Consider the following 24,349-nt stretch of genomic DNA (forward strand, 5'->3'; position numbering starts at 1 on the left):
ACGGCCCGATTTGATAAATCTTGCGGAAATGCGTAGGAGACCAACGAGTCGAGCCCCATTTTATTTTGGCGAAATGGGGTCTTGCCCCCCTGCGATCTATGACTAAAGTTAAAGACGGTGAAATCGGGTGATCGCGTCATTTTTCTCGGGTAAGTTGCTCTGTCGGGGCAGCACGTTTTTCGAAGTACGCAGGTAGTTCGTCGATGTTCAATCGCAACACCACGTTTTCGGGAGAAGAAGAAATGGATGCTTCCAGCTTCATCACGTCGCTGCAGACCACGCTAGGGGGGTATCTGCCAAAGATCGCCGGCGCGATCGGCATCCTGGTGATCGGCTGGCTGATCGCCGTCGTGGTGCGGGCCGGCGCGATGCGCCTGCTGAGCGCGCTGAAGGTCGATCAGCGGATCAACGAAAGCACCGGCCAGGGCGCCTGCGTCGAGCGCATCATCGCGGGCGGCCTGTTCTGGCTCGTGCTGCTCGTCACCGCGGTGGGCATCTTCAACGTGCTCAACCTGTACGCGGTCTCCAACCCGTTCTCGCTGCTCGTCACCCACATCGTCAACTACCTGCCGAACCTGATCGGCGGCGCGGCGCTGACGCTGATCGCGTGGCTCATCGCGTCGCTGCTGCGCAGCCTCGCGAACCGCGCGCTGAAGGCGAGCAAGATCGACGACAAGCTGTCCGAAGGCGCCGGCATGCAGCCGATGACCGGCTATCTCGGCGACGTGCTGTTCTGGCTCGTGATCCTGATGTTCCTGCCGGCGATCCTCGCGTCGTTCGCGCTGTCGGGGCTGCTGTCCCCGGTGCAGGGGATGGTCGACAAGCTGCTCGCGATCGTGCCGAACATTTTCGCGGCCGCGGTGATCGGCATCGTCGGCTGGATCGTCGCGCGCGTGCTGCGCGGCCTCGTGACGAACCTGCTCGTCGCCGCCGGCGCCGACCGCCTCACGCAGCGCCTCGACAGCCCGACGCCGGTGCGCGTGTCGAGCCTGGTCGGCACGATCGTCTATGTGTTCGTGTTCGTGCCGACGCTGATCTCCGCGCTCGACGCGCTGAAGATCGACGCGATCTCGGTGCCGGCCACCAACATGCTGAACCAGTTCCTCGGCGCGGTGCCGGACATCGTCGCGGCGATCGTGATCGTGCTCGTGACGTTCTACTTCGCGCGCTTCGTCGCGTCGCTCGCGCAGAAGCTGCTGGAAGCCGCGGGCGCCGACGGGCTGCCGGCCGTGCTCGGCGTCGAGCGCGTGTTCTCGGGGATCCTGCAGCCGTCGGTGCTGGTCGCGCGGCTGATCGTGTTCTTCGCGATGCTGTTCGCGTCGGTCGAAGCGGCGAACCGGCTCGGCTTCTCGCAGGTGCGCGACGTCGTCACGCTGTTCATCGAATTCGGCGGCCACGTGCTGATGGGCGGCGTGATCCTCGTGATCGGCGTGTGGCTCGCGGGCCTCGCGCGCCGCGTGATCGAGCAGGCCGACCGCGAGCACAGCGTGCTGTTCGCGCGCATCGCGCAATTCGCGATCCTGGGCCTCGTGTTCGCGATGGGGCTGCGCGCGATGGGCATCGCGAACGAGATCGTCCAGCTTGCCTTTGGCCTCGTGCTCGGCGCGATCGCGGTGGCGGTGGCGCTGTCGTTCGGCCTCGGCGGCCGCGAAGCGGCCGGCAAGCTGCTCGACCGCTGGTTCAACCAGCGCGGCGGCGGCCAGTAACGCCACCGTCGCGCCTCCGTCCGGCCGCGCTGCATGGCCGGACGGCGCTGCGGCCGCGTATGTATCCAGCCGGGCGGGAACGCCACGCGACAGTGTCCGCTCGGGCGGCGCCGCCAGCGCCCGGCTGTCGGCGTTCGGCGAAGGCTGCCGCTGTGCCGTCTGCGGCGTGTCGGCTTCGTCACGCGTTCCGTGTCGGCATTTCCGCAAGCGAAATGTCAGCCGCGATCTTTGCCGAATTTCGATAACACGTCGTTTAATGACTCTCTAGCATCGATTCTCAGTCGCGCAGGCCGGCAGGCATGGCGCCTTTGAGGAGAGAGTCCGATGAAAGCAGAGTCGAATGGCCGGCCCGCCGCCGGCGCCAAGTCGTCCGGCCAGCCCGCGCTGCAGCAGACGCTCGGGACCTGGCAACTGTGGGGCATCGCGGTCGGCCTCGTGATTTCCGGCGAGTACTTCGGCTGGAGCTACGGCTGGGCGAGCGCCGGCACGCTGGGCTTCGTCGTCACCGCGCTGTTCGTCGCGGCGATGTACACCACCTTCATTTTCAGTTTCACCGAGCTGACGACGTCGATCCCGCATGCGGGCGGCCCGTTCGCGTATGCGCGCCGGGCGTTCGGCCCGACCGGCGGCTATCTCGCCGGTGCGGCGACACTCGTCGAGTTCGTGTTCGCGCCGCCCGCGATCGCACTCGCGATCGGCGCGTACCTGCACGTGCAGTTCCCCGGCCTCGAGCCCAAGCATGCGGCGATGGGCGCGTATCTCGTGTTCATGGCGCTGAACATCGTCGGCGTGCAGATCGCGGCGACCTTCGAGCTGGTCGTCACGCTGCTCGCGATCTTCGAGCTGCTGGTGTTCATGGGCGTCGTGTCGCCGGGCTTCGCGTGGAGCAACTTCATGAAGGGCGGCTGGTCGGGCGCCGATCATTTCAGCGTGGGCGCGTTCCACGGGATGTTCGCGGCGATCCCGTTCGCGATCTGGTTCTTCCTCGCGATCGAAGGCGTCGCGATGGCCGCCGAGGAAGCGAAGAACCCGAAGCGCTCGATCCCGATCGCGTACGTGGCCGGGATCCTGACCCTCGTTGCACTGGCAATCGGCGTGATGGTGTTCGCCGGCGGCGCGGGCGACTGGACCAAGCTCGCGAACATCAACGATCCGCTGCCGCAGGCGATGAAGTACATCGTCGGCGCGAACAGCGGCTGGATGCACATGCTCGTGTGGCTGGGATTGTTCGGGCTGGTCGCGTCGTTCCACGGGATCATTCTTGGCTATTCGCGCCAGATCTTCGCGCTGGCCCGCGAAGGCTACCTGCCCGAATGGCTCGGGAAGGTGCATCCGCGCTTCAAGACGCCCCATCGCGCGATTCTCGCGGGCGGCGTGGTGGGCATCGCGGCGATCTACAGCGACGAGCTGATCCAGTTCGGCGGGCAGACGCTGACCGCGAATATCGTGACGATGTCGGTATTCGGTGCGATCGTGATGTATATCGTGAGCATGGCGTCGCTGTTCAAGCTGCGCCGCTCGCAGCCGAACATGGCGCGGCCGTTCCGCGCGCCGCTGTACCCGATCTTCCCGGCATTCGCGATCCTGGCCGCGCTCGTCTGTCTCGGTACGATGGTGTACTTCAACGGGCTGGTCGCGCTGGTGTTCCTGGGCTTCCTCGCGTTCGGCTACGCGTACTTCCTCGCGACGCGTGCGCAGCGTGCGAGTGCGCCGGGCGACGCGCTGCTGGAGGAGTGAGCAGGTGCAGGTGAACGGCCGTTCCTGACGGCATCCGGCGCGCCCCGTCGAACGGGCGCGCCGTCGGCTTTTGGCAAGGAGATTCGCAGATGTCCTATACGGAGACGATCGGCCCGCGCACGTACCGTTTCGCGGACCTGAAGACGCTGCTCGCGAAGGCGAGCCCGCTGCGTTCCGGCGACCAGCTCGCCGGTGTCGCGGCGGCGAGCGAGGAGGAGCGCGTCGCCGCGAAGATCGCGCTCGCGGGCGTGCCGCTGAAGGCATTCCTGAACGAAGCGGTGATCCCGTATGAAGACGACGAGGTCACGCGCCTCATCGTCGACGATCACGACGCGGCTGCCTTCGCGGAAATCTCGCACCTCACCGTCGGCGAGTTCCGCAACTGGCTGCTGTCGCCGGCCGCCGACGGCGCGGCGCTCGAACGGATCGCGCCGGGCCTCACGCCCGAGATGGTCGCGGCCGTGTCGAAGCTGATGCGCAACCAGGACCTGATCGCGGCGGCGAGGAAGCGCCGCGTGGTCACGCGTTTTCGCAACACGGTCGGGCTGCCGGGCCGGATGTCGGTGCGGCTGCAGCCGAACCACCCGACCGACGACGTGAAGGGCATCGCCGCGTCGATGCTCGACGGGCTGATGTACGGCTGCGGCGATGCGATGATCGGCATCAACCCGGCCACCGACAGCCTCGCGGCGATCGTGAAGCTGCTCGCGATGATCGACGGCTTCCGCGAACGCTACGGCGTGCCGACGCAGTCGTGCGTGCTCACCCACGTGACCAACACGATCGCGGCGGTCGAGAAGGGCGCGCCGGTCGATCTCGTGTTCCAGTCGATCGCGGGCACCGAGAAGGCGAACGCGAGCTTCGGCATCTCGCTCGCGCTGCTCGGCGAGGCGCACGAGGCCGCGTTGTCGCTCAAGCGCGGCACCGTCGGCAACAACCTGATGTACTTCGAGACGGGGCAAGGCAGTGCGCTGTCGGCGAACGCGCACTTCGGCGTCGATCAGCAGACCTGCGAAGTGCGCGCGTATGCGGTGGCGCGCAAGTTCGACCCGTTCCTCGTGAACACGGTGGTCGGCTTCATCGGGCCGGAATACCTGTACGACGGCAAGCAGATCATCCGCGCGGGGCTCGAGGATCACTTCTGCGGGAAGCTGCTCGGCGTGCCGATGGGCTGCGACATCTGCTACACGAACCACGCGGAAGCCGACTCGGACGACATGGATACGCTGCTGACGCTGCTCGGTGCGGCCGGCATCAACTTCATCATGGGAATTCCGGGCGCGGACGACGTGATGCTGAACTACCAGAGCACGTCGTTCCACGACCAGCTGTACGTGCGCGAGGTGCTCGGCCTGCGCCGCGCGCCGGAATTCGAGGAGTGGCTGGAGACGATGGAGATCGCCGACGCGCACGGTGCGTTGCGCGCCGCGACGTCGCGCGTGCCGCTGCTCGCGGGCGCGAACGACTGGATGGGGATTTCGGCATGAGCGACGCCGTCGAAAAGAACCCGTGGGCGCAGCTGAAGTCGTTCACGAATGCACGGATCGCGCTCGGCCGCGCGGGCAACAGCCTGCCGACCGCGCCGCTGCTGGCGTTCAACCTGTCGCATGCGCAGGCGCGCGACGCGGTGCACCAGCCGCTCGACGTCGACGCGCTGCGGCGCGAGCTCGACGCGGCCGGCTTCGCGACGCTCGGCGTGCAGAGTGCGGCGCCCGATCGCCAGCATTACCTGCGCCGGCCCGACCTCGGCCGCAAGCTGTCGGATGAAGGGCGCGCGCTGCTGGCCGCGCACGGCGATGCGGTGAGCGGCGATGGGCCCGACGTCGTGTTCGTGGTCGGCGACGGGCTGTCGGCGTTCGCGGCCGCGAAACAGGCGCTGCCGTTGCTGCAGGCCGTGCGGCCGCGGCTCGATGCCGATGGCTGGCGGATCGGCCCGGTGGTGGTCGCGACGCAGGCGCGCGTCGCGCTCGGCGACGAGATCGGCGAATTGCTGCGCGCGAAGGTGGTCGCGATGCTGATCGGCGAACGGCCGGGGCTCAGCTCGCCGGACAGCCTAGGCGTGTACCTGACGTGGGCGCCGAAGGTCGGCTGCCACGATGCATTGCGCAACTGCATCTCGAACGTGCGGCCCGAAGGGCTGCCGTACGCGGGGGCCGCGCACAAGCTGCATTACCTGATGACGCACGCGCGCCGGCTCGGGCTGACGGGCGTCGGGCTGAAGGACGACAGCGATGCGTTGCTGCCGCAGGCAGAGGCGGAGCGGATCGGGGCGGATTGAAAAGGGCCATGCGCTGGCCGCCGCGTGGCGGTGTTCGAGCCGTTCGGGCGGCCCGACGGGCGGCTATCTGAACAACCGCTCGCACAGAAAATCGACGAACACGCGCAGTTTGGGCGACAACTGCCGGCTCGACGGCCATACGATCGAGAATTGCCCGGGCGCGATCCGGTAGTCGTCGAGCACGGTGACGAGTGCGCCGTGTTCGAGCGCGTCGCGCGCGAGGAAGTCGGGCATGTAGCCGATGCCGAGCCCCGCGAGCACGGTGCCGCGCAGCGCCTCCATGTTGTTGCAGGTCAGCGCGGTGCGCAGCTTCAGCGGCGTGCCGTCGTCGGCCGCGAGCGCCCAGTCCTGCAGCTTGCCGGTGGTCGGGAAGCAGTAGCGCACGCATTCGTGCGCTTCGAGATCGCGCGGCGTGCGCGGCGTGCCGGCCTGCGCGAGATACGCGGGCGTCGCGCACAGCACGAACGCGAACGGGCCGAGCCGCCGCGACATCAGGCTCGAATCCGACAGCGGGCCGCTGCGGATCACCGCGTCGAAGCCGCCTTCGACGACGTCCACCATCCGGTCGTTGAAATCGAGATCGAGTTCGACGTCCGGGTAGCGCTGCCGGAATTCGGGCAGCACCGGCAGCAGGAACCGGTAGCCGATCACCGGCAGGCTCACGCGCAGCTTGCCGCGCGGGCGCTGTGCGGAGGCCGTCACGGTCGCTTCCGCGTCGCGAAAATCCTCGAGGATCCGCTGGCAGCGTTCGTAGAAGTGCCGCCCCTCTTCGGTGAGCGTGACGCGCCGCGTGGTGCGGTTGAACAGGCGCACGCCGAGCGACTGCTCGAGTTTCGCGATCGTCTTGCCGACCGCCGACGCCGAGATGCCGAGCGCGCGGCCGGCCGCGACGAAGCTCAATGCTTCCGCGGTGCGGACGAAGGCGACGATGCCGGTCAGGTTGTCCATCGAGTCGAAGGCGTGCGTCGACGCACGTGGCCGAGTGAATTGCGGAATTATAGTCCGTTATATGCGGAGCTTTGCGTGGTTTTTCGTGGATTGAATCGGATTTATCTTCTGTCGCTCTGACGGCGCATCCGCGCCGGCTTTTCGAGGAGCGATGATGGATCACCCTTTTTCAGCCGCTTCGGACCCGTCGGCACGCCGGCGCGCATGGGTGCTGGCCGCCGTCTGCCTGGCCGCCGTCGCGCTGCCGCTGTCGTTTTCGGGCGGTGCGGTCGCGACGCCCGCGATCGGCCGCGACCTGCACGGCGGGACGGTCGCGATGAACTGGATCACCAACGCGTTCATGCTCGCGTTCGGCAGTTTCCTGATGGCGGCCGGTGCGCTGTCCGACCAGTTCGGCCGCAAGCGCCTGTTCGCGATCGGCGTTGGCGGCTTCACGCTGATGTCGGTCGCGCTCGCGTTCGCGCCGTCGATGCTCGCGGTCGACCTGCTGCGCGCCGCGCAAGGGCTCGCGGCGGCCGCGGCGCTCGCGGGCGGCACGGCCGCGCTCGCGCAGGAGTTCGACGGCGCGGCGCGCACACGCGCATTCAGCCTGCTCGGCACGACCTTCGGCATCGGGCTTGCGTTCGGGCCGGTGCTGGCCGGCGCGCTGATCGGGCATTACGGTTGGCGCGCGATCTTCGTAACGAGCGCGGTGGCCGGCGGGCTGTCGCTCGTAGTCGGGCTGCCGCGCATGCACGAGTCGCGCGACCCGCACGCGACGGGGCTCGACTGGCCCGGCACGGCCGCGTTCACCACTGCGCTGACGCTGTTCACGTTCGGCGTGATCGAGGCGCCCGCGCGCGGCTGGTCGAGCCCGCTGGTGATCGCGCTGCTGGCAGGCGCGGCGCTCGGCGCGGGTGCATTCGTCGCGATCGAGACGCGCGTCGCGCGGCCGATGCTCGACCTGTCGCTGTTCCGGATCGCGCGCTTCGTCGGCGTGCAGGTGCTGCCGGTGTCGACCTGCTGCTGCTACATCGTGCTGCTCGTCGTGCTGCCGCTGCGCTTCATCGGCATCGACGGCTTCAGCGAGATCGACGCCGGCTGGCTGATGCTCGCGATTTCCGCGCCGATGCTGATCGTGCCGTTCATCGCGGCGACGCTCACGCGCTGGCTGTCGGCCGGCGTGATCTCGGGGTTCGGGCTCCTGATCGCGGCAGCCGGGCTCGTGTGGCTGGGCATCGCGCTGCGCGGCGGCGCGGGGGCGGCGGCGATCGCGCCGATGGTGACGATCGGCGTCGGCGCCGGGATGCCGTGGGGGCTGATGGACGGGCTGTCGGTGAGCGTCGTACCGAAGGAGCGCGCGGGGATGGCGACGGGGATCTTCAGCACGACGCGCGTGGCCGGCGAGGGGATCGCGCTCGCGATCGTGGGTGCGGTGCTGGCCGGGCTCGCGCGGACGGGGTTGACGCAGGCGGCGGGTGCCGCCGGCACGCCTGAAGCGACGCTGCGTGCAGCCGCGCGGCTCGCGACCGGTGATCTCGCGGGTGCGGCGGCTGCGTTGCCGGGTGTCGGGCGTGCGGCGCTGCTCGCGAGTTACACGCATGCGTTCGATCGGTTGTTGATCGGACTGGCGGTCGTGACGGTGCTGTGTGCGGGGGTGGTGTTTGCGTTTCTGGGTGGGCGACCGGCGGCGGCTGAAACGGATGACGACACCGACGGGCACGCACATGCCGACGTGCCGGCGCGCAGCCGGATCGAACCGGCTTGTGCGGAGATGCACGCGCGTTGAGTGTCGCGTCGTCGCGCACGGGCGCTCCGGCCACGGCGGCCGGCGCGTCGTCCTGTTTCGTCATCGCCGCATTCGCACGCTGACGATCCGCCTTGCCCCTCAAGCCAGCACCAGCGGCGGCAGCGTCGCATCCGCCCGTGCCTGCGCATGCGCCACTTCAACCACCACATGGCGACGCGCATCGGGCCACAGATGCGCACGGCTGCCCGCCTCCTCGTCGATCGTCGCGCGGCCCTGCACGAGCCAGGTTGTCTGCCGCACGAAGTCGACGAACAGTAGCGCGACGGCCGGATTCACCAGCAGGTTGCCGATCGTGTTGAACAGGTGGTTGCCCGCGAAGTCGGGCAGCACGAGCGTGCGGCGGTCAGGCAGGTCGACGAGCGGCTCGAACGAGCCGTCCGCGCGTGGCTGGCGCCCGCGGTACGAGCAGTCGCTGTTGCCGGCCGCGTCGGCGGTCGCGATGATCAGGAACGCCTGCTCGCGGATGAACGCGATGGCGTCGTCGGTCAGGGGGCCGCGGTCGTTCATGGTGTCGGTCGGCGCACACGCCGCTGCATGGGAATGCGAAGGGCGCACGCAAGCGACATGCCACGCGGCACGGCCTGCCTCCGCGCGCGGAGGCGCCCGCGCACTGTGGAGATTTCGAACACCGTCCCGGCGCGCTGCGCAACCAGGCTGTTCAGAATCGGCACACCCGCCGTGCTGCGTCGGTGAACACGGCCCGTTGCGCCCGCGGGCCGGCCGCGGTTGCCGTGCTTCCGTCCTGTTTGGCACGCATGTTGCATAAACGAGGGCAGCGCAATTCCAACCGGCGCTGTACTCACACAAGCACGATGAACAGGAGACATGTATGAACCCGTTTGACCTGAAGCAACTGGGCCTCGACGTCGAATACCCGTACCGTCAGCAATACGACAACTACATCGGCGGCAAGTGGGTTCCGCCGGTGAAAGGTGAGTACTTCGAGAACGTGTCGCCGATCAACGGCCAGCCGTTCTGTCGCATCCCGCGCTCGGGCGCCGACGACATCGAGCTCGCCCTCGACGCCGCGCACGCCGCGCGCCGCAAGTGGGGCAAGACGTCGGTCGCCGAGCGCGCGAACCTGCTGCTCGCCGCCGCCGACCGGATGGAAAAGAACCTGAAGCTGCTGGCGGTGGCCGAGACGATCGACAACGGCAAGCCGCTGCGCGAGACGATGGCGGCCGACCTGCCGCTCGCGATCGACCACTTCCGCTATTTCGCGGGCTGCATCCGCGCGCAGGAAGGCGGCATCTCCGAAATCGACGACAACACCGTCGCGTACCACTTCCACGAACCGCTCGGCGTCGTCGGCCAGATCATCCCGTGGAACTTCCCGCTGCTGATGGCCGCGTGGAAGCTCGCGCCGGCGCTCGCGGCCGGCTGCTGCGTGGTGATGAAGCCGGCCGAGCAGACGCCCGCGTCGGTACTGGTGCTGATGGAGCTAATCGGCGACCTGTTCCCGGCCGGCACGATCAACATCGTGAACGGCTTCGGCAAGGAAGCGGGCGAAGCGCTCGCGACCAGCAAGCGCATCGCGAAGATCGCGTTCACCGGCTCGACGCCGGTCGGCAAGCACATCCTGCGCGCGGCGGCCGACAGCCTGATCCCGTCGACGGTCGAACTGGGCGGCAAGAGCCCGAACATCTTCTTCGCCGACGTGCTCGACCAGGACGACGCGTTCCTCGACAAGGCGCTCGAAGGGCTCGCGATGTTCGCGCTGAACCAGGGCGAAGTGTGCACGTGCCCGTCGCGGATCCTGATCCAGGAATCGATCTACGAGAAGTTCATCGAGAAGGCGGTCGCGCGGGTCGAGCGCATCAAGGCCGGCCACCCGCTCGACCTGCAGACGATGATCGGCGCGCAGGCGTCGCAGCAGCAGCTCGACAAGATCCTGTCGTACATCGACATCGGCCGCGGCGAAGGAGCGCAATGCCTGACCGGCGGCGAGCGCACGGCACCGGCGGCGGAACTCGGCACGGGCTATTACGTGAAGCCGACGATGCTGCTCGGCAACAACAAGATGCGCGTGTTCCAGGAAGAGATCTTCGGGCCGGTCGCGTCGGTGATGACGTTCAAGGACGAGCAGGACGCGATCGAACTCGCGAACGACACGTTCTACGGGCTCGGCGCGGGCGTGTGGACGCGCAACGGCACGCGCGCGTACCGGATGGGCCGCGAGGTCGAAGCCGGCCGCGTGTGGACCAACTGCTACCACCTGTATCCCGCGCATGCGGCGTTCGGTGGCTACAAGCAGTCGGGGATCGGCCGCGAGACGCACAAGATGGCGCTGTCGAACTACCAGCAGACGAAGTGCCTGCTGGTGAGCTATCAGGCCGAGGCGCTCGGGTTCTTCTGATCCGTGCGCGGGCGTCCTGGCCGGCCGGCGGCGCGGTATGCGTCGGCCGGTCGGGGCGCCGTCTCGAGCGGCGAAGCTTTGGATACTGGAGGGTCGTCGAACGCATGTCGCGCCGGGCGAGGGTGGCCGCCTGGCCGACGACCGGTACGCGGATGCGTGCCGCGCGACCGACCGGCGATCCGGAGATTGACCGTTTTCGCTCATTCGCATTTGCAATCTGGTTCCGGCCGCGGATTGTCGCGGTCTTCGCCGGAAACGATACCGATAGTCGTTTGCTCGCGGCGGCAAGTCGAGCCGGCGCGCCGGACGTAAAACCCCATGTCAGAACCGCCCCGATCCTATCCATGCCATCCCGTGTTCCACGCGGGTGAACTCGACGCGCATCACCGCTTCGGCGTCGCCGACGAGGCCGAGCGGATGAGCGACGTCGTGACGACGCGGCTGAGCATGGGCGTGCGTCAGTTCATCGAGACGCAGCCCTTCATGTTCGTCGGCACGGGGTGCGGCGGGCAGGCGGGCGTGACCTGCGACATCGTGCAGAGCCGGCGCGACGCGAACGGCGACCTGCTGCCGGTCGTGCGCGTGATCGATACGAAGACGCTGCGCTTCGTGCTGCCGGTGTACGGCGAGCGCGACGGCGGCCGGATTGACGCGGCGCGGTGTAATGGCAGCGGCGTCGGGTTGCTGTTCGTCGACTTCGTGCGCGGCATCCGTTACCGGATCAACGGGCGCGCGACGCTGCGGACGGATCTGGCCGATGCGGACGCGGCGCCGTGGCCGGCCGGCAGCGCGATCGTCGAGTTGGCGGTGACTCAGGCGTACGGCAATTGCGGCACGCGGGTCGTGCGGTTGCGGCCCGCGAACGGTGGCTAGCCGGCCGCCGCGCAGTGCCGGGCGGGGCGCCGCGTACCGGATGCGCCGGCGCGGCGCGTGCCGCACCGACGGGGTGCGTGCGACAAGGCGTTCGGGCATGCCCGCATGGCGCGTCCGTGCCGCGCAGCGTCGAATGACGGACTTTGCGCGGGTCGCGCGCCGTTCGGCACGGGACTTGCGTGGCAGGTGCGGTTCCGGGCAGGTGAGGGAGGACACGATGGACCAATACGTGGCGTGCAGCGAAGAACCGACGGCCGAAGACACGCGGCGCAACGCGCAGGGCGACGACGCGCTGGCCGGGCAGGCGGTCGTCAGCGTCGCGCATGACGCCGACGAGCAGGCGCGCAACCTGATCGGCTGGCGGCAGACCTACGACCAGCTCGCGGCCGGCCGCTTCGTCGGCACATTGACCGAGCTGCCGCTCGACACGATGAAGCTGTTTCGCGAATCGACGAGCCACCTGCTGCGGCAGGCATGCGAGGTGCGCGGCGATGCGTACTGGTTCGGCATTCCGCTCGTGAGCGACGGCACCGCGCGCGTCGATGCGTGCCGCATCGGGCCGGGTGCGCTCGCGTTCCGGCCCGGCAACGTGGAGTTCGAACTGGTGACGCCCGCGCAGTTCTCGATCTACGGTGTGGTCGTGCGCGGCGACGTGCTGCGTCACTACGCGGAAGACGTCGAACACCGCGCGCTCGACGAGCGGCTGTTCACGCAGCGCGTGATGCAGGTCGGCGATGCGCGGCTCGCGCGCCTGTGTACGCTGCTCGGCCGCCGGCTCGACGGCGCGGTGGCGATGGCCGGCCCGCTGGCCGATGCGCAGCGCGACGACCTGCAGGCCGAGGTGCTGGCCGCGCTGTTCGACGCGTGCGCGCAGCCGGCCGACGACGATTCGGGCCGTGCGCCGTCGATGCGCCGCTGGATCGTCGACCAGGCGCGCGACTACGTGCTCGCGCACCGCACGCGCCCGGTCGGCGTGCCCGAGCTGTGCGAGCAGTTGCACGTGAGCCGGCGCACGCTGCAGTACTGCTTCCAGGACGTGCTCGGCATGGCGCCCGCCACTTACCTGCGCACGCTGCGGCTGAACGGCGCGCGGCGTGACTTGTGCGGCCGCGCGGCTGGCTCGGTGCAGGACGTGGCGGAGGCGTGGGGCTTCTGGCACCTCAGCCAGTTCGCGACGGATTACCGGCGGCTGTTCGGCAAGCGGCCGTCGGAGACGCTGCGCGAGCGCGCGGTGATGGTGGCGGTGGGGTGAGCGCGGGGCGGTAGGCGAAGCGGTTCTGGTTTAGACGCGGCCTTCGGCTCAGGAGCAGGCTCAGGGTTCGGCACCGGCTCAGGCTCAGGCTCAGGCTCAGGCTCAGGCTCAGGCGGCGACGCTTTCGGCCTCGCAACCGGCCGCCGCATCCTGTCTCCCTATTCGGCCGTAGCCGTCGTTTCGCGTAGCGCGGGCCACGCCAACGCATCCCAGTCGATCGCCCGGTAAGCGGCCTCGACCGCGGCGAGATCGGCCGGCCGCTCGCTGCGATGCATCCCGTGCAATTCGGCGGGCACGTCGAGCGCGACCGGCACGCAATGCGGGTAGTCGCGCACGCGCAGCGCCGGCCCGATCGTCGTGAAGCACGCGAGCGTCGGCACGTCGAAACCGTCGGCGAGATGCAGCGCGGCGGTGTCGGGCGCGAACAGCAGGCTGGCACCCTTGACCCATGCCATGAACCGGGCCGTATCGTCGGCCGCATCGACGCTCACGTCGACATAGGCGGGATGGGCGACGGGCCCGAACCCGGCCACCGGCAATCCGTAGCGCTGCGCGAGCTGCTCGACGAACGTTGCCCGCAGCGCGGGCGGCACGCTGCGCAATGCAGTGCTCGCGGTCGGGCAGAACAGCACGTACCGGCGCCGCCATTCCTCAGGCAGCGCAGGCAGCGGCAGCCGCGCGAGCCAGCGGTTGCGCTTGGCCGACGCCGGCACCGACGCGGGCTCCGCGCCGAGCGCGTCGAGGAAGAAATCGATCATCGGCAGCCGCGCGAACGCGGGCCAGTACAGGTGATTGCCGACGTCGATGCACGGTGCATCCGCCGGCAGCGTGTCGGCGGAGTTCGGCAGTGCGCGCGACGGCGCGACGAGGTCGGCCGCGAGCGCATACAGCGCCTCGACGTAGCGCGGCGCGCGGGCCGGCCGGTACAGCGTGAAGTGCAGGCCCGGGTGCGCCGCACGCAGCGCGGCGAGGGCGGTGAGCCCGATCACCGAATCGCCGAGCGTGACGCCCATCCCGTTGATCACGTGCACGTGCCGTGCGCGGTCGTAGTCGAGCCGGAACGGCCGGTGCGCGGCGTGCAGCAGGCCTCGCGCGGACGCGGCCGGCACGTGGCCCACGGCGCGCGCGCCGCCTTGCTCGAGGTCGTATGGCGCGACGAGCGTGCCGTCCGGCGCGAGCAGCGTGCCGGGGAGCGTGAGCGCGTCGTCGTGCGACAGCGCGACGTCGGGCGGCGCGGCGTGCGTGCCCACCGTCACCCACCGCGTGCGCGGCGGCCCTGTTCGCGGATCTGTTCGAGTGTCGCGGCCGGCGTGCTGGCGTCCTGCGGGATGCGGATCTCGATCAGCGCGGGCAGCCCGCAAGTCAGCGCGCGCTCGAGCGCGGGCGCGAAATCGGCGGTGCGCTCGACGGTCTCGCCATGCGCGCCGAACGCACGTGCATACGCGGCGAAATCGGGATTCGTGAGCCCCGTGCCATGCACGCGCCCCGGGTAGTTGCGCTCCTGATGCATGCGGATCGTGCCGAAATGCCCGTTGTTGACGACGATCACGACGATGTTCAGCCCGTACTGCATCGCGGTCGCGAGCTCGTTGCCGGCCATCATGAAGCAGCCGTCGCCCGCGAGCGCGACGACGGCGCGCGACGGGTACAGCGACTTCGCGGCCAGCGCGGCCGGCACGCCGTAGCCCATCGCGCCGCTGGTCGGCGCGAGCTGCGAGCGGAAGTGCCGGTACGCGAAGTGGCGATGCAGCCAGATCGCATAGTTGCCGGCGCCGTTGGTGAGGATCGCGTCATGCGGCAGGCGCTCGCGCAGCTGCACCATCACGTCGCCGAGCTGGACGTCGCCGGGCATCGGCAACGGCGCATGCCATTCGCGATACGCGCGATGCGCGTCGGTGGCCGTGCCGGCCCAGGTCGGGCGCTCGGGCGGCTCGAGTGCGGCGAGCGGCGCGGCGATTTCGGGCATGCCCGACACGATCGGCAGGTCGGCCGCATACACGCGGCCAAGCTCGTCCGCACCCTGGTGCACGTGGATCAGCGTCTGGCGCGTCTTCGGGATGTCGAGCAGCGTGTAGCCGCCGGTCGTCGCTTCGCCGAGGCGCGGGCCGATCACGAGCAGCAGGTCGGCGTCGCGGATGCGCTTCGCGAGCGCGGGGTTGATCCCGAGCCCGACGTCGCCCGCGTAGTTCGGGTGCGCGTTGTCGATCGTGTCCTGGTAGCGGAACGCACAGGCCACCGGCAGCTGCCAGCGCTCGACGAAGGTGCGCAGGTTCGCGCACGCGTCGGGTGTCCAGCCGCTGCCGCCGACGACCGCGAACGGCCGCTCGGCGCGCGCGAGCCGCTCGCGCAGTTCGTCGAGCTGCGCGGCCGACGGCGCGGCCGCGACGCGTTTCGCGGCCGGCACGACCGGCTGCGGCGCGCATGCTTCGGACAGCACGTCTTCCGGCAGCGCGAGCACGACCGGGCCGGGGCGGCCCGACGTCGCGACGTGGAACGCATGGCTCAGGTATTCGGGGATGCGGCGCGGGTCGTCGATCTGCGCGACCCATTTCGCCATCTGGCCGAACATCCGCCGGTAGTCGATTTCCTGGAAGGCTTCGCGGTCGAGGTGCTCGCGTGCGCACTGGCCGACGAACAGGATCATCGGCGTCGAATCCTGGAACGCGGTGTGCACGCCGATCGACGCGTGGGTCGCGCCGGGGCCGCGTGTGACGAACGCGATGCCGGGGCGGCCGGTGAGCTTGCCGACGGCCTCGGCCATGTTCGCGGCGGCCGCCTCGTGGCGGCAGACGACCGTCTGGATGCGCGCGGTGTCGTCCGCCAGCGCATCGAGTACGGCGAGGAAACTCTCGCCCGGCACGCAGAACACGCGTTCGACGTGATTGGCGAGCAACGCATCGACGAGCAGTCGCGCGCCGGTGGTGGCGGGCTGCTCGAGATCCTTGGAATGCGACATGGGCTGCCGTCTCCCTGGGTAGCGGGACGTACAGCTTACGCCCGTTGGTGGGCCCCTGAATAGTGTCGGAACACGTAGGGATTCGGGGCATGCAATGCGGTTTCGGCCGAACGGCCAGCTTGTGCGTGCATCCCCAACGCGGAAGAATCGAGCGCTATGAATGTCGAGCCGGTCCGCTCGTCGTGGGCGTTACGGAAGGGGCCGCGTCCGCGAAGAAAAGGCGTGCCGGCGTTCGCGTCCGAATCGATACCGAGGTAAGCGCTGATGTACACACATGGATTTACATCGTCGGCCAAGCGGATATACTGTACATCCACAGTACATCCGGATGTTGGGGGCGACATGCATACGACGAGGGTATTTCGGAACGGCAATTCGCAGGCCGTGCGAATTCCAGCCGACCTTGCCTATGAACGCAGCGATATCGAACTGGAAATCGAGCGCATCGGTGACGAAATCCGCATTCGGCCGGTGCGGCGGCCGTTGACCCGCGTCCTCGAGAAATTCGCGAAATTCGGGCCGGATTTCATGGCCGAAGGGCGTGGCGACCACGAGCAGGCCGAACGCGAGGGTTGGTGATGCCGCGCTACATGCTCGACACCAACATGTGCATCTACCTGATGAAGAATCAGCCGGAGCAGGTTGCGAGGCGGTTTGCGCAGTGCTACACGGGGGACGTCGTGATGTCGGCGATCACGTACGCCGAGCTCGAGTACGGCGTCACGGCGTGCGCGAGCCCGGCGCGGGAGCGCGGCAATCTTGCCGCGCTGATCGACGATATTCCGGTCGCGCCGTTCGACGTCGCGGCCGCGCAAGCGTATGGTCCGGTCCGCGAGGCGACCCGGGAGCGGAAGGAGGATCACCTCGACAAGCTGATCGCCGCGCATGCGGTGTCGCTCGATGTCGTACTCGTGACCAACAACGAGCGGGATTTTGTGAGCTATCCGGGATTGCGGCTGGAGAACTGGCTGAACGATTGATCAGGGCACGCAGGGCGCCCGAGGGTCATGCGAGACGTCGGATTGTCCCGCATGACCCTTGGATCCAGCATCAGCACTCGACGATATTCACCGCCAGCCCGCCGCGCGACGTTTCCTTGTACTTCGTCTTCATGTCGGCGCCCGTCTCGCGCATCGTCTTGATCACGGAGTCGAGCGACACGTAGTGCGAGCCGTCGCCGCGCAGCGCCATGCGCGCCGCGTTGACCGCCTTCACCGACGCCATCGCGTTGCGCTCGATGCACGGGATCTGCACCATCCCGCCGACCGGGTCGCAGGTGAGGCCGAGGTTGTGTTCCATCCCGATCTCGGCCGCGTTCTCGACCTGCTGCGGCGTGCCGCCGAGCACGGCCGCGAGCGCGCCGGCCGCCATCGAGCACGCGACGCCCACTTCACCCTGGCAGCCGACTTCCGCGCCGGAGATCGACGCGTTCAGCTTGTAAAGAATGCCGATCGCGGCGGCCGTCAGCAGGAAGTCGATCACGCCCTGTTCGTTCGCGCCGGGCGTGAAGCGCGTGTAGTAGTGCAGCACGGCCGGGATGATGCCGGCTGCGCCGTTGGTCGGCGCGGTGACGACGCGGCCGCCGGCCGCGTTTTCCTCGTTGACCGCGATCGCGTACAGGTTGATCCAGTCGATCATCGACAGCGGATCCTGCAGCGCGCGCTCCGGGCTGCCCGTCAGCGTGCGGTACAGCTGCGGTGCGCGGCGCTTGACCTGGAACGGGCCGGGCAGGTTGCCGTCGGCTTCCGGGTTGCCGATCCCGCAGCCGCGCGACACGCACGATTGCATCACGGCCCAGATCTTCAGCAGGCCGTCGCGCGTCTCTTCCTCGGTGTGCCATGCGCGCTCGTTTTCCCACATCAGCTGCGCGATCGACTTGCCGGTCGACTCGGTCAGCGCGAGCAGCTCGGCGCCGGTGCGGAACGGGTGGGTCATCTGCTCGGCCGCGCTCAGCACCTTCGTGTTGGGCGCGCCGGCCGTCACGACGAAGCCGCCGCCGACCGACAGGTAGGTGCGCTCGACCAGCACGTTGCCGCTCGCGTCGGACGCGCGCAGTTTCATCCCGTTCGGGTGCTCGGGCAGCGCCTGACGGTAGAACGCGATGTTCTCCTTCAGCACGAACGGCACCGGATGCGTGCCGAGCAGTGCGAGCTGCTTCGATTGTCGGATGTCTTCCAGCCGCGCGTCGATCGTGTCGGGATCGACGGTGTCGGGCGCGTCGCCGAGCAGGCCGAGCATCACGCCGCGATCGGTGCCGTGGCCCTTGCCGGTCGCGCCGAGCGAGCCGTACAGCTCGACCTTCACGTGGGCCGTCGCCGCGAGTTGCCCGTCACGCTCGAGTCCCTGGACGAACATCAGCGCCGCGCGCATTGGCCCGACCGTATGCGAGCTGGACGGGCCGATGCCGATCTTGAAAAGGTCAAAGACGCTGACTGCCATAGTGATTTCTGCCTTGCTTTAAGAATAATGCTAGCGCGCCTGCAATGGCAGGCACGCGGCGAGCCATGCGGGCGGCGTTGGGGAAAGCTGCTGCGCGACGCGGGCGTAGCGCCCGTCGAGCCGCGCGGCCAGATGAAAGAGTTCGGTGGCGTTTTTCGGGTCCCACTGCCCCGTGTAGCCCGGCAGGCCGGCCTCGCGGCGCTTCGCGTCGAACGGCACCGGCGAATTCACGAATTCCTCGTGGGTTTTTTCGCCGAGCGCGTATGGCACGAGCCAGTCGAGCGCGGCCGCGAGCGTCGCGCCGTTCGCGCCCCGTTCGCGCAGCCAGTTGCGGTTGAAGCGGCGCGCGGCGAGCGCGGCCGTCACCAGCGGCTGCAGGTCGTACACCGCGTAATGCAGCGCATCGCGTTCCTCGAAATCCCAGGTCTTGCCGTCCGGGCCGATGTTGTCGGCGAGATGCTCGACGAACAGCCGCTGCGCGGCGTTCATCATCTTGCGGTCGCCGAGCGTGAACGCGGACAGCGCGATCAGCTTGATCCGGTGGCTCTGCCAGTTGTTGCGCCAGGTGCCCGTGAGCGGACGCTTCTGCGCGTCGATCTGCGCGACGTAGCCGGCGCCGAGCTTCGCGATGAACGCGGCCGTCGCGTTGCGGGTCTTCACCGGCAGCGCGCTCGCGGTCATGTCGTACGCGACGATCAGGCTTTCGAAACGCGTCTCGTCGATCGGGTTGAAGCTCGGCTGGTAGGTCGCGACCCACGCGGACAGGAAGCGGTCGACGAGCTGCAGGTAGCGCGGCGCGTTCGTCACGCGCCACGCGAGCGCGGCATCGCGCATCAGGTCGAGATCCTTCAGCGCGGCGGCACTCTGGTCGTAGATGCCTTCGTGCGGCAGCGTGCCCTCGGTGTGCACGCGCGCCATCGCCTTCGGCTGCTCGCCGATGCGCGCGTCGACGCTGCGGATCAGCGCCTGGATGCCCGGCTCGGCCTGTGTCGTCTCGCTCGCCTGCAGTGCCGGCGCCGCGCAGAAATTCATCGCCGCGCGCGCGCTGCCGGACGCGCCGAGACCGGCGGCGGCAAACGACAGCGACGCGACGAGCATCGGCACGACGCGGCGCGCGCGCGGCCGCCCTTGCATTGCACCATGGCCCGGAAACATCGGACGCACCATGCGGAACTCCTTCATTGGCTGGATCGCGTGTGATGTTAGCCGGATTGGCGGACGAACGTGAACCGGTTCGAGCGGCGAACAAAAAACCGCACGCAACTCCGGGTTGCGTGCGGTGCGGTCACCATCGGGCGGCTCCTGGGCTGGCGCGCGTTATGCGTATTCCGACATCGGCACGCACGAGCAGAACAGGTTGCGGTCGCCGTAGACGTTGTCCGCGCGGCCGACCGGCGGCCAGTACTTGTTCGTGCCCAGCGACGCCACCGGGTACGCAGCCTGCTCGCGCGAGTACGCGTGCGGCCATTCGTTCGCGGTGACGACGGCCGCCGTGTGCGGTGCGTGACGCAGCGGGTTGTCCTCGCGGTCGGCGCGGCCTTCCTCGACGGCACGGATTTCGTCGCGGATCGCGATCATCGCGGCGATGAAGCGGTCGAGTTCTTCCTGCGATTCCGATTCGGTCGGCTCGACCATCAGTGTGCCCGGCACCGGGAAGCTCATCGTCGGCGCGTGGAAGCCGTAGTCCATCAGGCGCTTCGCGACGTCGTCGACGGTGATGCCGCTCGATTCCTTGATCGGACGCAGGTCGAGAATGCACTCGTGCGCGACCAGCCCGCCCGGGCCCGAATACAGCACCGGGTAGTGCGGCGCGAGGCGCTTCGCGATGTAGTTCGCGTTGAGGATCGCGGTTTCCGTCGCGGCGGTCAGGTTCTTCGCGCCCATCATCGCGATGTACATCCACGAGATCGGCAGGATCGACGCCGAGCCGTACGGCGCGGCCGATACCGCGCCGATGCCGTCTTCCTCACGCGTGTAGCCGGTCGAACGCTGGTTCGGCAGGAACTTCGCGAGGTGCGCGCCGACCGCGACCGGACCGACGCCCGGGCCGCCGCCGCCGTGCGGGATGCAGAAGGTCTTGTGCAGGTTCAGGTGCGACACGTCGCCGCCGAACTGGCCCGGCGCGGTCAGGCCGACCATCGCGTTCATGTTCGCGCCGTCGACGTACACCTGGCCGCCGTGCGCGTGCACGATCTCGCAGATCTCGCGGACGTTCTGCTCGAACACGCCGTGCGTCGACGGATACGTGATCATGATTGCCGCGAGGTCCTTCGCGTGCTGCTCGGCCTTCGCCTTCAGGTCGGCGATGTCGACGTTGCCCTGCGCGTCGCATGCAACGACCACGACCTTCATGCCGGCCATGTGCGCGGACGCCGGGTTCGTGCCGTGAGCCGACGCCGGGATCAGGCACACGTCGCGATGGGCTTCGCCGCGCGATGCGTGGTAGGCGTGGATGATCAGCAGGCCCGCGTACTCGCCCTGCGAGCCCGCGTTCGGCTGCAGCGACACGGCCGCGTAGCCGGTGGCCGCGACGAGCATCTGCTCGAGCTGGTCGATCATCTCGCGGTAGCCGACGGTCTGGTCGGCCGGCGCGAACGGGTGGATGCCGCCGAATTCGGGCCACGTGACGGGCAGCATTTCCGACGTCGCGTTCAGCTTCATCGTGCACGAGCCGAGCGGGATCATCGAGCGGTCGAGCGCGAGATCCTTGTCCGACAGGCTGCGCAGGTAGCGCAGCATTTCGGTTTCGGAATGGTGGCGGTTGAACACGTGGTGCGTCAGGTACGCGCTCGTGCGCTCGAGGCCGGCCGGCAGCGCCGGGACGCCGGCGAGGCCCGCGTCCAGCGCGTCGACGGCAGGCGCGGTGCCGCCCGCGGCCTGCGCGAACACGGCGAGGAGATCGGCGAGGTCGTCGCGCGTCGTCGTTTCGTCGACCGATACGCCGACTTGCGTGTCGCTCACGCGGCGCAGGTTGATGCGCTTCGCCTTCGCGAATTCGTGAACCTGCGCGGTGCGCGCGCCGGTGTCGATCGTCAGCGTGTCGAAGAACGTGTCGTTGACGGTCGCGAAGCCGAGCTGCTTCACGCCGGCGGCGAGCAGCGCCGCGATGCGGTTCACGCGCAGCGCGATCGTCTTCAGGCCGTGCGGGCCGTGGTAGACCGCGTACATGCTGGCCATGATCGCGAGCAGCGCCTGCGCGGTACACACGTTCGACGTCGCCTTCTCGCGGCGGATGTGCTGTTCGCGCGTCTGCAGCGCGAGGCGCAGCGCGGGCTTGCCCTGCGCGTCGACCGTCACGCCGACGAGGCGGCCCGGCATCTGGCGCTTGAATTCGTCACGCACCGCGAGATACGCGGCGTGCGGGCCGCCGAAGCCCATCGGCACGCCGAAGCGCTGCGTGTTGCCGATCGCGACGTCCGCGCCCCAGTCGCCCGGCGGCGTGAGCACGGTCAGCGCGAGCAGGTCGGCCGCGACGACCACGTGGCCGCCGGCCGCGTGGATCGCTTCGGTAAGCGCGCGGTAGTCGCGCACGTCGCCGTTCACGCCCGGGTACTGCAGCAGCACGCCGAATGCATTCGCTTGCGCGGCGTCGGCGGCCGGGCCGGTCTTGACCTCGATGCCGACCGGCAGCGCGCGCGTGCGGATCACTTCGAGCGTTTGCGGCAGCACGTCGTCGGCGACGTAGAACACGTTCGACGTCGGCTTGCCGGTGCGCTGCAGCAGCGTCATCGCTTCGGCGGCGGCGGTGGCTTCGTCGAGCAGCGACGCGTTCGAGATCGCGAGACCGGTGAGGTCGGCGACCATCTGCTGGAAGTTCAGGAGCGCCTCGAGGCGACCCTGGGAAATTTCGGGCTGGTACGGCGTGTAGGCCGTGTACCACGCCGGGTTTTCGAGCACGTTGCGCAGGATCACGGCCGGCGTGTGCGTGTCGTGGTAACCCTGACCGATATACGAGCGGAACACCTGGTTCTTGTCCGCGAGAACCCGCAGCGCGGCGAGGGCTTCGGCTTCGCTCTTCGGCTGCGCGAACGGGCCGAGCGGCAGCGTTTCGGCGCGGCGGATCGAGGCCGGGATCACGGCGTCGATCAGGGCGGCGCGCGTCGGGAAGCCGAGCGTGTCGAGCATGGCCTGCTGGCTGGCGGCGTCGGGGCCGATGTGGCGTTCGGCGAACGCGTCGTGCGTTTCGAGCGCGGCGAGCGAGAGGGGCGTGCGGTTCATCAGGCGGTCCGGGTGTTCGAGCTTCATGGCGTTCCTTGGTCGGCCCAGGCTGGCGCTTCAGCGCCGACTCGGGCCCCATGCTTTGCGGTCGACCCGGGGCGGCGCGTTGACGCCGGGCCCGGGTTCCGCGCGGGGCAGGGCGGCTGACCCGCTCCGCGCGATTCAGGGAGGGTTAGTCGATCAGCTTGCTGTAGGCGGCAGCGTCGAGCAGGCTGTCGGTCGATGCGCCGGCGGCCAGCTTGATCTTGAACAGCCATGCGTCATACGCATCGCCGTTCACGTCTTCCGGGGAGTCGGCCACGTCGGTGTTGATCGCGACCACTTCGCCGGTCACGGGCGAATAGATGTCGGACGCGGCTTTCACGGATTCGACGACGCCGATCGCGTCGCCTGCCTTCACCTGCGTGCCGACTTTCGGCAGCTCGAGGAACACGATGTCGCCAAGCGTGTTCTGCGCGTGATCGGTGATGCCGATCGTCAGCGTGCCGTCCGCCTCGGTGCGGATCCACTCGTGTTCGTCGGTGTATTTCAGCTCGGCCGGGACGTTGCTCATCGGATGCTCCTGATTAAAAGGGTGTGTTCGTTTTGCTGGCGCGCCGCCGGGGCGCGCCGGGTGTGGTGTTGCGCCGGGCGCCATCTCCCGGCTTCCCGGGAGGCGGGCCTCCCGGCCGTTACGCAGCGAGGACCTTGCCGTTGCGCACGAACGGCAGTTTTACCACGCGCGCGGGAAGATTCTTGTCTCGAATTTGCACCTGGACCAGGTCGCCGATCTGGACGGCTGCCGGCACGCGCGCGAACGCGATCGATTCCTGCATCGACGGCGAGAACGTGCCGCTCGTGATCTCGCCTTCGCCGTGCGGCGTGACGACCTTCTGGTGCGCGCGCAGCACGCCGCCGGCCTTGCCGTTTTCCTTCTGCAGGATCAGGCCGACGAACGCGGCGCGGGTGCCGTTGGCTTCCAGTGCGGCGCGGCCGACGAAGTCGCGCGGCGCGGAGAGATCGACCGTCCACGCGAGGCCCGCGTCGAGCGGCGACACGGTGTCGTCCATGTCCTGGCCGTACAGGTTCATGCCGGCCTCGAGGCGCAGCGTGTCGCGCGCGCCGAGCCCGCACGGGCGCACGCCGTTTTGCTGCAGCGCGTTCCACAGCGCTTCGACGTGCACGGCCGGGACGATCACTTCGAAACCGTCTTCACCGGTGTAGCCGGTGCGCGCGACGGTGAGATCGCCGAACGGCGTGCCGGCGACCTGCGCGGCGTTGAACGGCTTCAGTTCGCTGGTGGCGGCACGCGCGGCGGGCACGGTCGCCCAGGCCTTTTCGCGGGCGTTCGGGCCCTGAACGGCGATGATCGCGAAATCGCGGCGCGGCGCGATCGTGACGCCGAAGCCGCCTTGCTCGTTCAGCTGGTTGAACCACGCGATGTCTTTCTCGGCCGTGCCGGCGTTGACGACGACGCGGAAGAATTCTTCGGTGAAGTAGTAGACGATCAGGTCGTCGATGACGCCGCCCTGCGGATTGAGCAGGCACGAGTAGAGGGCCTTGCCGGGCGTCTTGAGCTTGCCGACGTTGTTCGCGATCGCATGCTCGAAGAATGCGCGCACGCGGCTGCCGGTGAAATCGACGACGCACATGTGCGACACGTCGAACATGCCGGCGTCGGTGCGCACGGCTTCATGTTCTTCGATCTGCGAGCCGTAGTTGACGGGCATGTCCCAGCCGCCGAAATCGACCATGCGGGCATTGAGCGCGCGGTGCGCGGCGTTGAGCGGGGTGTGATTCAGTGCAGTCATCGAGGCC

At 68.8% G+C, this 24,349-nt stretch carries 19 protein-coding genes; 10 read left to right on the plus strand and 9 right to left on the minus strand.

Annotated elements, in window-relative coordinates:
- Nucleotides 1-242: 242 nt before the first annotated feature.
- The 4 genes from LGM89_RS35835 (at nucleotide 243) to eutC (ending at nucleotide 5,721) form a co-directional block, all read left to right on the plus strand.
- Nucleotides 243-1,706: a mechanosensitive ion channel gene (locus tag LGM89_RS35835; protein ID WP_089471893.1), complete on the plus strand. Its 1,464-nt coding sequence runs from the start codon at nucleotides 243-245 to the stop codon at nucleotides 1,704-1,706.
- Nucleotides 1,707-2,030: 324 nt separating this feature from the next.
- Complete coding sequence (gene eat, locus LGM89_RS35840; RefSeq protein ID WP_089438939.1) at nucleotides 2,031-3,443, plus strand: ethanolamine permease; 1,413 nt, start codon at nucleotides 2,031-2,033, stop codon at nucleotides 3,441-3,443.
- An 89-nt stretch (nucleotides 3,444-3,532) separates the two neighbouring features.
- Nucleotides 3,533-4,930 carry an ethanolamine ammonia-lyase subunit EutB gene (locus LGM89_RS35845; protein ID WP_226275648.1) on the plus strand — a complete coding sequence of 466 codons (1,398 nt, stop codon included), beginning with the start codon at nucleotides 3,533-3,535 and terminating at the stop codon, nucleotides 4,928-4,930.
- Nucleotides 4,927-5,721, plus strand: coding sequence for an ethanolamine ammonia-lyase subunit EutC (eutC, locus tag LGM89_RS35850; protein WP_226275650.1), 795 nt, complete (start codon nucleotides 4,927-4,929; stop codon nucleotides 5,719-5,721). Before LGM89_RS35845 ends, eutC begins: the two co-directional genes overlap by 4 nt.
- Nucleotides 5,722-5,784: 63 nt before the next feature.
- Here the strand turns inward: eutC and LGM89_RS35855 are convergent, their stop codons facing one another.
- On the minus strand, nucleotides 5,785-6,669 hold the full coding sequence (locus LGM89_RS35855) for a LysR family transcriptional regulator (RefSeq protein ID WP_039351377.1): 885 nt from the start codon (nucleotides 6,667-6,669) through the stop codon (nucleotides 5,785-5,787).
- A 154-nt stretch (nucleotides 6,670-6,823) separates the two neighbouring features.
- On the opposite strand from LGM89_RS35855, the gene LGM89_RS35860 reads away from it, so the two are divergent.
- Nucleotides 6,824-8,437, plus strand: coding sequence for an MFS transporter (locus LGM89_RS35860; protein ID WP_226275651.1), 1,614 nt, complete (start codon nucleotides 6,824-6,826; stop codon nucleotides 8,435-8,437).
- A 99-nt stretch (nucleotides 8,438-8,536) separates the two neighbouring features.
- On the opposite strand, the gene LGM89_RS35865 is transcribed toward LGM89_RS35860, so the two are convergent.
- Nucleotides 8,537-8,965 carry a pyridoxamine 5'-phosphate oxidase family protein gene (locus LGM89_RS35865; RefSeq protein ID WP_226275653.1) on the minus strand — a complete coding sequence of 143 codons (429 nt, stop codon included), beginning with the start codon at nucleotides 8,963-8,965 and terminating at the stop codon, nucleotides 8,537-8,539.
- 322 nt (nucleotides 8,966-9,287) lie between these two features.
- Between LGM89_RS35865 and LGM89_RS35870 the strand changes: the two genes are divergently transcribed.
- From LGM89_RS35870 to LGM89_RS35880, 3 genes are all read left to right on the plus strand, one after another.
- Complete coding sequence (locus tag LGM89_RS35870; RefSeq protein ID WP_089424179.1) at nucleotides 9,288-10,814, plus strand: aldehyde dehydrogenase family protein; 1,527 nt, start codon at nucleotides 9,288-9,290, stop codon at nucleotides 10,812-10,814.
- A 318-nt stretch (nucleotides 10,815-11,132) separates the two neighbouring features.
- Nucleotides 11,133-11,687, plus strand: coding sequence for a hypothetical protein (locus tag LGM89_RS35875; RefSeq protein ID WP_226275655.1), 555 nt, complete (start codon nucleotides 11,133-11,135; stop codon nucleotides 11,685-11,687).
- A 217-nt stretch (nucleotides 11,688-11,904) separates the two neighbouring features.
- Entirely contained in the window at nucleotides 11,905-12,939 is a 1,035-nt protein-coding gene (locus tag LGM89_RS35880) for a helix-turn-helix domain-containing protein (protein ID WP_226275657.1), read from the plus strand.
- Nucleotides 12,940-13,097: 158 nt separating this feature from the next.
- Here LGM89_RS35880 and LGM89_RS35885 read toward each other — a convergent pair whose 3' ends face one another.
- On the minus strand, nucleotides 13,098-14,195 hold the full coding sequence (locus LGM89_RS35885; RefSeq protein WP_226275659.1) for an ADP-heptose--LPS heptosyltransferase: 1,098 nt from the start codon (nucleotides 14,193-14,195) through the stop codon (nucleotides 13,098-13,100).
- On the minus strand, nucleotides 14,192-15,895 hold the full coding sequence (locus LGM89_RS35890; RefSeq protein WP_089493846.1) for a thiamine pyrophosphate-binding protein: 1,704 nt from the start codon (nucleotides 15,893-15,895) through the stop codon (nucleotides 14,192-14,194). The genes LGM89_RS35885 and LGM89_RS35890 overlap by 4 nt, the downstream gene beginning before the upstream one ends.
- Before the next feature lie 342 nt (nucleotides 15,896-16,237).
- On the opposite strand from LGM89_RS35890, the gene vapB reads away from it, so the two are divergent.
- The gene (gene vapB / locus LGM89_RS35895) at nucleotides 16,238-16,474 is read left to right on the plus strand and encodes a type II toxin-antitoxin system VapB family antitoxin (RefSeq protein ID WP_089493847.1); all 237 of its coding nucleotides are present in this window, start codon (nucleotides 16,238-16,240) and stop codon (nucleotides 16,472-16,474) included.
- Nucleotides 16,474-16,875: a type II toxin-antitoxin system VapC family toxin gene (locus LGM89_RS35900; protein ID WP_089493848.1), complete on the plus strand. Its 402-nt coding sequence runs from the start codon at nucleotides 16,474-16,476 to the stop codon at nucleotides 16,873-16,875. Before vapB ends, LGM89_RS35900 begins: the two co-directional genes overlap by 1 nt.
- 70 nt (nucleotides 16,876-16,945) lie before the next feature.
- On the opposite strand, the gene LGM89_RS35905 is transcribed toward LGM89_RS35900, so the two are convergent.
- The 5 genes from LGM89_RS35905 to gcvT form a co-directional block, all read right to left on the minus strand.
- Nucleotides 16,946-18,334: an L-serine ammonia-lyase gene (locus tag LGM89_RS35905; protein ID WP_089424185.1), complete on the minus strand. Its 1,389-nt coding sequence runs from the start codon at nucleotides 18,332-18,334 to the stop codon at nucleotides 16,946-16,948.
- A gap of 30 nt (nucleotides 18,335-18,364) precedes the next feature.
- On the minus strand, nucleotides 18,365-19,501 hold the full coding sequence (locus LGM89_RS35910) for an alginate lyase family protein (protein ID WP_071335544.1): 1,137 nt from the start codon (nucleotides 19,499-19,501) through the stop codon (nucleotides 18,365-18,367).
- A 150-nt stretch (nucleotides 19,502-19,651) separates the two neighbouring features.
- Nucleotides 19,652-22,579 carry an aminomethyl-transferring glycine dehydrogenase gene (gene gcvP, locus LGM89_RS35915; RefSeq protein WP_089493849.1) on the minus strand — a complete coding sequence of 976 codons (2,928 nt, stop codon included), beginning with the start codon at nucleotides 22,577-22,579 and terminating at the stop codon, nucleotides 19,652-19,654.
- 145 nt (nucleotides 22,580-22,724) lie between these two features.
- Entirely contained in the window at nucleotides 22,725-23,105 is a 381-nt protein-coding gene (gene gcvH / locus LGM89_RS35920; RefSeq protein ID WP_089493850.1) for a glycine cleavage system protein GcvH, read from the minus strand.
- 118 nt (nucleotides 23,106-23,223) lie between these two features.
- Nucleotides 23,224-24,342: a glycine cleavage system aminomethyltransferase GcvT gene (gene gcvT / locus LGM89_RS35925; protein WP_089438953.1), complete on the minus strand. Its 1,119-nt coding sequence runs from the start codon at nucleotides 24,340-24,342 to the stop codon at nucleotides 23,224-23,226.
- Nucleotides 24,343-24,349: the final 7 nt, after the last annotated feature.

This window comes from Burkholderia sp. AU31624 (assembly GCF_020420065.1).
GTDB lineage: Bacteria > Pseudomonadota > Gammaproteobacteria > Burkholderiales > Burkholderiaceae > Burkholderia.